Origin of the sequence: Methanobrevibacter oralis, assembly GCF_001639275.1 — an archaeon.
Lineage (GTDB): Archaea > Methanobacteriota > Methanobacteria > Methanobacteriales > Methanobacteriaceae > Methanocatella > Methanocatella oralis.
On record NZ_LWMU01000086.1, the window covers coordinates 1 to 9,065 of the forward strand.

A 9,065-nucleotide genomic window follows, 5' to 3' on the forward strand; every position below is an offset into this window, starting at 1 on the left:
TCTTTATATTCTTTCATAACCTCTTTAATTTCATCCAATTCAAGATGTCCTTCAATTTTTTTGCTATTTTTTACCATGAATATTAATTTGTAATTTATATGGTATAAACTTTTCGAGAAAAACTATATTTTGGATTTAGACCAACGCCATGTGTATTTCTTTAAGTGATTAGCTTTTCCACCAGGAACAATAGAAAAATTTTCAGAAATCTCATTTAAAAAACTTTCATCATAAATTTTAAAACTTTCATTATCAATATAAATCCAATCATTAACTCTACGAATTTTAAAATCCAAAGATTCAGAATATCTAATACCACTTTCATCAAGATTTCTAATGTTAAATAAACCTCTAGTTGCATAATGTTTATCTTTAAATTTGAATTGACGTTCAACTTTTTGTTTATTTATTGAAACCAAATTTATATTCTTTGCATATGCAACTATATATTCTGTATCAACAGTTATATTAGTTGCATCACCCGCACCACCAGTTTTACTTCTCCATATAAAATTTGAAATAAAATTATCTTCACCAAATATTTCATCACAAATCTTTAATAAAGTAGAATATTCATTATCATCAATACTTATAAAAATTAATCCTTCATTAGATAATAAATTTCTAGCTAATTTAAGTCTAGGATACATCATATTCAACCAATTGCTATGATAACGCCCATTAGTTTCTCTATTTGTACTTAATTTAATACCAATGCTCTCTCTCTCTCTCTCTCCTGTAACTAATTGTCCTGTAAGCTCTAAATAATTTTCTAAATTATCTTTAAAATTATCCTTATAAATAAAATCTTTTCCAGTATTATAAGGCGGATCTATGTAAATACATTTTATCTTATTATAATAACTTTTTTGTAAAAGCTTTAAAACTTCAAGATTATCACCTTCAATATACAAATTCTGAGTTGTATCCCAATTTTTTGATTCCTCACGACATGGTCTTAAAGTTCCAGTGAACTGTTTTTGAGACTCTTTAATAGCTTGAGTCTTGCCTGGCCAAGTAAAACTATACTTTTCAGAAGAAACATCAATATCTTCACCTAAAATCAATTCCAACTTCTTAAAATCAACTTTATCTTCTGTTATGACTTCAGGAAATATTTCTTTTAATTTAGAAATATTATCTGACACAATATCCTTGCTTTTACCATCTAATTTCATTTATTCACCTTTAAGCTTTAAAATAAGTTTTTCTTTTTTCTCTTTAAGTTTTCCTGCTTTTATATTCAATTCTAGTTGAGAATTAAAATTATTTTCAATCGAAATTTGTTTCTCAATTTTTTTAATATCTAAATCAATAAGCGATATTTTATCGTAAATTTTAGAAATCTCTTCAACAGGCAAATCAACTGTTCCTCCAGCAGTCATTGCTCCACCATATTGAATCATAGCTGTTATATACGAGTCATAAAAGTCGTAAAAATCATTTTTATCAAAACGATCATATTGAATTTTTGATATGAAATCTTCTTCAATTTCAGATAAATTATTAATATCCATCCAATTTGTAGACATTACATGTCCATCTATTACTATTTTTGATGAATCCGCTTTGCTTTCACGTATATGTGCTCCATAAAATTTTAAATCATTTTCATATTGAACAGTTAAAATGATTGGATAGGGAATAAATCTTAAAAGTATATCAACTACTCTATCAATTTTTTCATCTTCTTTAAATTTACCAACACCAGTTTTGTGAACATTATCATATTTTAAATTAATATTAATAAGTTCAACTTCACTATAATTTCTAACATCATCTGTATATTTAGAAATCCTTAAAGTATCTTCATCAAATTTGTAACACCATTTAATTTGTTTTACAATGTCTGTAAAAATTTTTTTATCTTTAGTTTTTAAATCGGCAGCTTCAAAAACCTCTTTTTTAGGAATTACATAGTCAATAACACAACCGTTTGGAACTTCTAAAATATCTCCAATTAAGCTCATTAAATCACTTCACAATTAAAAAGTTAATTAATTCAAACTCTTCAAGCCCATCAATATCTTTTTTTAATGTAGCGGTTCCACCTTTTCCAAACAAGCTTTTAACACCTACTTCTTGTTTTTTACCTAATATGTCTTCAATTGTTTCAACAAGAAGTTCCGAATATTTACTCATGTCTTTTCCATTATTTGTATCCTCATCGAAATCAGCGACTAAATCTTTTAAAACTTCAGTTTTACCTAAGCAAAGTTTTTTATAATAATCTAAAACATGTTTGGATTTAATATAAGAATATTTAACCTCCCCATCTTCACCAATATATACTAAATAATAAGGACTTAATGGATTTTTCTCACTGGATTCTGTTGTTCCTTTGATTTGTTTAAGTAAAAATATTACCCCACTTTCAAGCTCATTTTTTAATTCATGTGGAATGTCAACAATTGAATAAATTCCTTTTGGAGCTTTATCAAGTTCTAGTTTATTTTCATCAATATAATTCATTAATTCCGTTTTAAAATCATTGAAAGTTAAGTCTGTAATAGAAATTGAGTTTGAAATATCTTCTAAATCTAAAACCTTATCCTGAAGCTCTTCCAGTTGTTTTCTCCTATAATCTAAATCATTCATTTTCTGATTATTACTTATGATATTTTCTTCACCACTAGCAGCAACATCAACCATAACCATACGCTTTTTAACTCTTCCTTCAAGATTAATATATTCATCTAACTCCATATTTGGCCAAAAATTAACAAGTTGAATTTGTTTATTAAGTGATCCAATCCTATCTATTCTTCCAAATCTTTGAATAATCCTAACCGGATTCCAATGAATATCATAATTAATTAAATAATCGCAATCTTGTAAATTCTGCCCTTCAGATATACAATCAGTACAAATTAAAATATCAATTTCATTTGTTGCATCTGGGTCAATATTTAATCTCTCTTTTGATATTGGTGAAAAATTAGTCAAAATATCATTAATATCACTTGCAACAACACCTTTTAAAGTGGTTTTATTATCTCCTCCACCAGTTACAAGTGCTGAGTGAACATCAAACTCATCTAAAGCCCATTTATTAATATTTTTGTATAGATATTTAGCAGTATCAGCAAAAGCAGTGAAAACAATTAATTTTTTATTTTTAGGATTGATTGGATTTGAAATTTTATCTTTAATTTTCCATTTTAAATCATTAAGCTTAGCATCCATTTCTGGACTGACTTTTTCAGCTTCACAAAATAAATGTTCTAATCTTTCTTTATCCAGTTCCAAATCTTGTCTCCATTTAATTAAATCCATATCTTGGAGCAATACTTTTCTTTTATTACCAATCATTAGATTATCAATATATTCATCATCACCATCTAAGTCAATAGAGCTAATGCTAATACTTGGATTATAATCAGTTCCATCATCTAATTTATCTAAAGTTTGATTAATCATGTCTAAAATACGTTCAGTTGTTAATTTAAATGAATGTATTGAACTTTCCATACGTTTTAAAAGATTAATTCTCATTAAATGAGTAACATTAACATCCCTATCAAGTTGTTTGAAAGTTGAACCATGACCCACTTCCATATCATATTTCTTTTCATATTCAGACATCTTATTTGGTAAAATATATCTCATAGGAGAGTAGATTGCAAGTTCTAATTTTGATATTTCGTTATTTACCTCATATAATGTTGGAAATTCATTTTTTAAATCAATTTCAGATTTAATATTGATTGGAGGCAATCTTTCTGGAAACTCACCTATTTCATCTAAATCATAATATTTCTCAATATGTTTTCTTGAACGTGCAATTGTTAAAGTATCTAATAATTGGAAATAATCCAAATCAATCATATCAATGAAACTATAATCAGTTTTTTCAAGTTCAGACATCTTAGCCCATTTATTAAAAACACCTTGAGCATTCCTAAGAGTAAAACTAATACTATTAATACCCACATCAACAAGTGCTTGGTCATTATCTTCAGTGATAAATGCAATTTGGTTTTTAATATCATTCATTTTATTATTAACTGGAGTTGCTGAAAGCATTAAAAGACGAGTTTTATGACCCCCTTTTATAATTTCATTCATTAATTTTTGATATCTTGTTTTTCTATCTTTAACCGCAGGATTATTTCTAAAATTATGTGATTCATCAATTACAACTAAATCATAATTACCCCAATTAATTGTTTTAAGGTCAATATCTCCAGATTTACCCCATTGTCTACTTAAATCTGTATGATTTAATACATCATAATTAAACCTATCATCTGCAAAAATATTTCTTTTATCATTTTGAGTATAAATTGTCCAATTATCTCTGAGTTTTTTAGGAACTAACACAAGTACCCTATCATTACGGGACTCATAATACTTAATAATAGCTAAAGCAGTGAATGTTTTACCTAAACCAACACTATCTGCTAAAATACAACCATTATGGTTCTCAATTTTCTCAATAGCCCCAACAACAGCATCTTTTTGAAAGTTATATAACTTATTCCAAATTTTAGTGTTTTTAAGATTATTTCCTTCACGAATCGATCCACCTTCAAGCTCATCTAAGTTTCCAGAAAAAATATTATAAAGTGATAAAAAATAAATAAACTCTGCAGGATTTTCCTTATACATTGTTTGCATCTGATTTAGAACTTCATCTTTTACATCTTCTAATAAATCATCATTATTCCACAAACTATCAAACATCATCAAAGATGACTGAGTAAACATTTGCCCATACACACAATTGTTAACATCTTGTCTTGTGGAATTATTAAGTCCTAAACCCGCTGTTGTAAAATCAACACTTCCATTAATAGCAATATCACTATCATCCCCATTGTTTACACAAATCATACGTGGTTGTGCTTCATTAGGAGATTTAAAAGATTTAATTTCAACTTTATCTCGAATCCATTGTGAACATTCCTTTGAAACAGATCCCTGTGTCATTTCATTTTTAAGCTTAATTTCATAATCGTTTCCAAAAATACTATTATTATCAATATAATACTGTCTAGACTCTTTATTGTCATTTTTTAAAAATGTAGGTTTGGTATAAATGAAACACATGTTATTAATCTTATTCAAATCTTTTTTAAGACTATCATAAGCATACATGGAAAAATAAGCTGAAATAACTGATAATTTAGAACCTTTTTTAATACTTTCTTCAAGTTCCCTATAAACAAAGTCAGATTTATTATCTAAAATTTTTGGTGCTTTAACTGACAATTTAACCAACCTTTAACATTAATATAAACTAGTTATAATATTGTTGTGAATAAAATAAATAGTTTTATATTAATTTTACAACACTACCCTGTATTCCCAAAATTAACTTAAATCAAAATCGGAAGGTAAATCAATAGAATTACAACAATCCCTTTCTTTATGAAAATTACATCCTAAAAAATTACTACCATCAATACCATTTTCTTTAACAACTAACATCCCACCACACTCATCACACACCTTAGCATATTTCACATATGCAATCTGTCTAGAATCATACCATCGTGATTCATTATGATGTGGTCCTCCATCCCATCCACAGAAATTAGAACATCTAAAGTAAGAAGTTCCCTTTTCATTATTTAAGATTAAATTAACTTTTCCAACACCACAATTTGGACATACATTATCAGTTTCAATTACTTCAAATTTTTTTCCAAGCAAGTTATTTATTTCCATTAGTTCTTCATTAGAGAATTTAAAATTTAATTTATCTACTTTATTTTCATCTTTGAGCTCATCAATGAATTGGGAATAATTTATAGATTTATGAAATACATAAACATTATTTTTAGTTCTTGTTAGTGCTACATAAAATAATCTTCTTTCTTCTGCATAATCGATATCTTCATCTTTTTTATTGTTTACAAAGTCTAAAATTGGATCATTTTCCATTTTATTTGGAAATCCATTTAATTTATTATTTAAATTAAGTACAATTACATAATCTGCATCCAGTCCTTTTGATTTATGTACTGTTTTATATTCTATTTTCAAATTAGGCTTTTTAAAATAATTAATTTTCATATAATCATTGGTTGTGATTAAATTTTTACATAAAATTTCATTAATATCTTTATTATTTCTTCCAAGGATTAAAACCTCTGCATTTGGGTCTTTTTTTGAAATTTCATCTAATATTTCAATAATTCCTAATATTTCCTCAGATCTTGAAATATACTCTACTAACTTAATTGGTTTTTTCTTAACTACATTATCTGATTTTAATTTTTTTGGAATTTGATTTTTATTTTTTAAAATGAATTTTCCAACTACATCAACTAAATCTTGGGAATTTCTGTGAGTAATTTGAATTTTAACCATTTTAGGATGGTCAAAGTATTTATCAAATTCTGAAAATAGGTTTATATCACAACCAGTAAAACCATAAATTGATTGCCAATCATCCCCCACGACAATTACTTTAGCACCAGTTCTATTTTGCATTTCTTTTAATAAATTGTATCTAGTATGTGATGTGTCTTGATATTCATCAACAAAGATGTATTTATAATTATGAATATAAGCTCCTTTTCGAAGTTTAATAACTGCATCATTAATCATATCATTAAAATCCAATAGATTTTCTTTGTTTAATCTTTGCAAATATATTTCATAAACTTTTTCAATAATATCTAAAAAGAATCCGATTCTCTTTTTAAAAGCACCAGAGTAATTTTTATTATTTAAATTCCTATATTCATTGAATCTATATTTAGAAATATCATTGCCATCATAATCAATATTAAGAGCATTTCCTTTAAATAAATTAATAAATCTCTCTAATGTTTTAATAAAAATTGCATATTCAGGTAACTTACTATCAATAATTAATAAATCAAATAACTTATTATAATCAACATTATTGATTTTAACATCAAAATTAGTTAAATTTTTATTTAAATCATTCAAAAGAGATTCTATATCTTCATCACGATAATGTATTTTAATTAAATTAGATTTGAATAAGTTATTATCAATTTCATATTCATCTTTTTCATCATTTAAAGAAATCAAATCAAGATAAATATCATGTTCAGGTAAATAGAAATTAGGATAATAATTAAATTCTTTACATCCAAAATGTTCATCAAAATCATTTATAAATTCTTGTTTTATATTATCAGGAATTTCACTACATTGATTAGCAAATAAATATTTATAATAGCTATTAATGTAGGTATCATAATTTTTATATTTTAAAAACATGTTTTTAGGGATTTCATAGCTAATATTATGAATAAAAAAGTAATTAGCTGCAATTAATTCTGGAACACTTTCCATGTATTCTTTTTTCTCACCGACATGTTCAACTTGGAGATACTCTTTTAAATATTCATCATACTCATCTAACTCGTTTAATTTACTTCTAATTGTCTGTAATCTTAAATCAACCTGATTAATATGAATAATATTAAAATAATAAGCGAAAAATTCAATTACATCTTTAGCCAATACTGGATTTTCAATAACACTACTTTTGAAATAATCATCAATTAAATTAATTAATTCTTTTTCAGGTACCTTACGTTCTTCCCCATTTATTCCTAAAATAGAATATCCAATACTATGAAATGTTTTAATATTAACCGGTTTATTTCCAATAGTTTTTTTAATTTTTCTTTCTAAATCATTCCTTGCAGTATTTGAAAATGTAATACAAAGTATATCGTGTGGAGAAATATTCTGTTTTTCAATTAAAAATTTAACTTTTGCTTGAATAGTTAATGTTTTACCTGTTCCAGCACCTGCCACTATTTGTGTATTATCATCATCTGTTAAAACTGCAACAATTTGATCATTATCTAAAGTTCTATCTGCAATATTTTCAAAAAATTCCTTATTTAACTCCATTTGCTCTTCAATATAAAATTTATTATAATTTTCAATTAATTCATCCATATCGAAAATATAATCTGGAAAATTAGTTATTATTTTAATTTTTTCAGAATATGAAATATAACCTCTTGGAAGGTCTAATTTATCTTTAAAATCATTTAAAATTTCAACTTTTTGTTTTTCGGATAATTTGTCATTAGTTTCATCAATTATTTTATCAAAATTCAATTCATCATAAAAATCATAATAATCTGTATTAAACTTTGATCTTAATTTTAACTTATCAGTACCTTTAATATATCCATTATATGTTCTTAAAGCCTTTTTAAATCTACGTTCAACCAAAGGTTTTTCATTACAAATAATTTCACTATTAAATTGGTTAATTAAATCATCAAAATTCAATTCATTATAAAAATAATAATAATCTGTATTAAACTCCGATCTTAATTTTAACTTATCAGTATCCTTAATATATCCATTATATGTTCTTAAAGCCTTTTTAAATCTACGTTCAACCAAAGGTTTTTCATTACAAATAATTTCACTATTAAATTGGTTAATTAAATCATCAAAATTCAATTCATTATAAAAATAATAATAATCTGTATTAAACTCCGATCTTAATTTTAACTTATCAGTACCTTTAATATATCCATTATATGTTCTTAAAGCCTTTTTAAATCTACGTTCAACCAAAGGTTTTTCATTACAAATAATTTCACTATTAAATTGGTTAATTAAATCATCAAAATTCAATTCATTATAAAAATCAAATGCCCCTATAGTATATTCTAATTTAAATTTAAATTTTTCTTCATCTTTATAGTTTCTTACCAAAAGTTTATACCTAATGAGTTATAGATATATGCTCATGGAAAAATTTAATAATAAAATTAAGAAACATTTAGAGCTTTCTGAAATTGCAGAAATGTTGAAAGAGTACAGAAAATATTACGATGTTTATAGGCGTCTTTTAGTAATTCACATGGTTGCAAACGGTGAAAGTATTGCTAAAGCCTCAAAAAACATTAATATTTCAAGAAAAACCGGTGAAACGATGGGTCAAACAATATAATGAAAATGGCATTGCTGGCTTATTTTTAAATTATTCCAATTGTGGTAGAAAATCTTACCTAACTGACCAACAATTAAATGAATTAAAAGAAATCATCACTGGAAATGAAGAAAAATATAATTTAAAAGATGTGAGAAATCTTATTAAAGAAAAA

At 25.4% G+C, this 9,065-nt stretch carries 5 protein-coding genes and 1 pseudogene; 2 read left to right on the forward strand and 4 right to left on the reverse strand.

Annotated elements, in window-relative coordinates; translation table 11 throughout:
* Positions 1 to 122: 122 nt before the first annotated feature.
* From MBORA_RS07325 to MBORA_RS07340, 4 genes are all read right to left on the reverse strand, one after another.
* Positions 123 to 1,178 carry a site-specific DNA-methyltransferase gene (locus MBORA_RS07325; RefSeq protein ID WP_052331870.1) on the reverse strand — a complete coding sequence of 352 codons (1,056 nt, stop codon included), beginning with the start codon at positions 1,176 to 1,178 and terminating at the stop codon, positions 123 to 125.
* Positions 1,179 to 1,970: a DUF4391 domain-containing protein gene (locus MBORA_RS07330; RefSeq protein WP_063720467.1), complete on the reverse strand. Its 792-nt coding sequence runs from the start codon at positions 1,968 to 1,970 to the stop codon at positions 1,179 to 1,181. It abuts the gene before it with no gap.
* Positions 1,971 to 1,974: 4 nt separating this feature from the next.
* Positions 1,975 to 5,214, reverse strand: coding sequence for an SNF2-related protein (locus tag MBORA_RS07335; RefSeq protein ID WP_063720468.1), 3,240 nt, complete (start codon positions 5,212 to 5,214; stop codon positions 1,975 to 1,977).
* A gap of 102 nt (positions 5,215 to 5,316) precedes the next feature.
* Positions 5,317 to 8,673 (reverse strand): UvrD-helicase domain-containing protein, encoded by a 3,357-nt coding sequence (locus MBORA_RS07340; RefSeq protein WP_063720469.1) that lies wholly within the window; start codon positions 8,671 to 8,673, stop codon positions 5,317 to 5,319.
* A gap of 34 nt (positions 8,674 to 8,707) precedes the next feature.
* Here MBORA_RS07340 and MBORA_RS11205 point away from each other — a divergent pair, with 34 nt between their 5' ends.
* Entirely contained in the window at positions 8,708 to 8,911 is a 204-nt protein-coding gene (locus MBORA_RS11205) for a helix-turn-helix domain-containing protein (protein WP_232817554.1), read from the forward strand.
* Positions 8,844 to 9,065, forward strand: a pseudogene (locus MBORA_RS07350) (helix-turn-helix domain-containing protein); the annotation flags it as partial. The gene MBORA_RS11205 and the pseudogene MBORA_RS07350, both read left to right, overlap by 68 nt.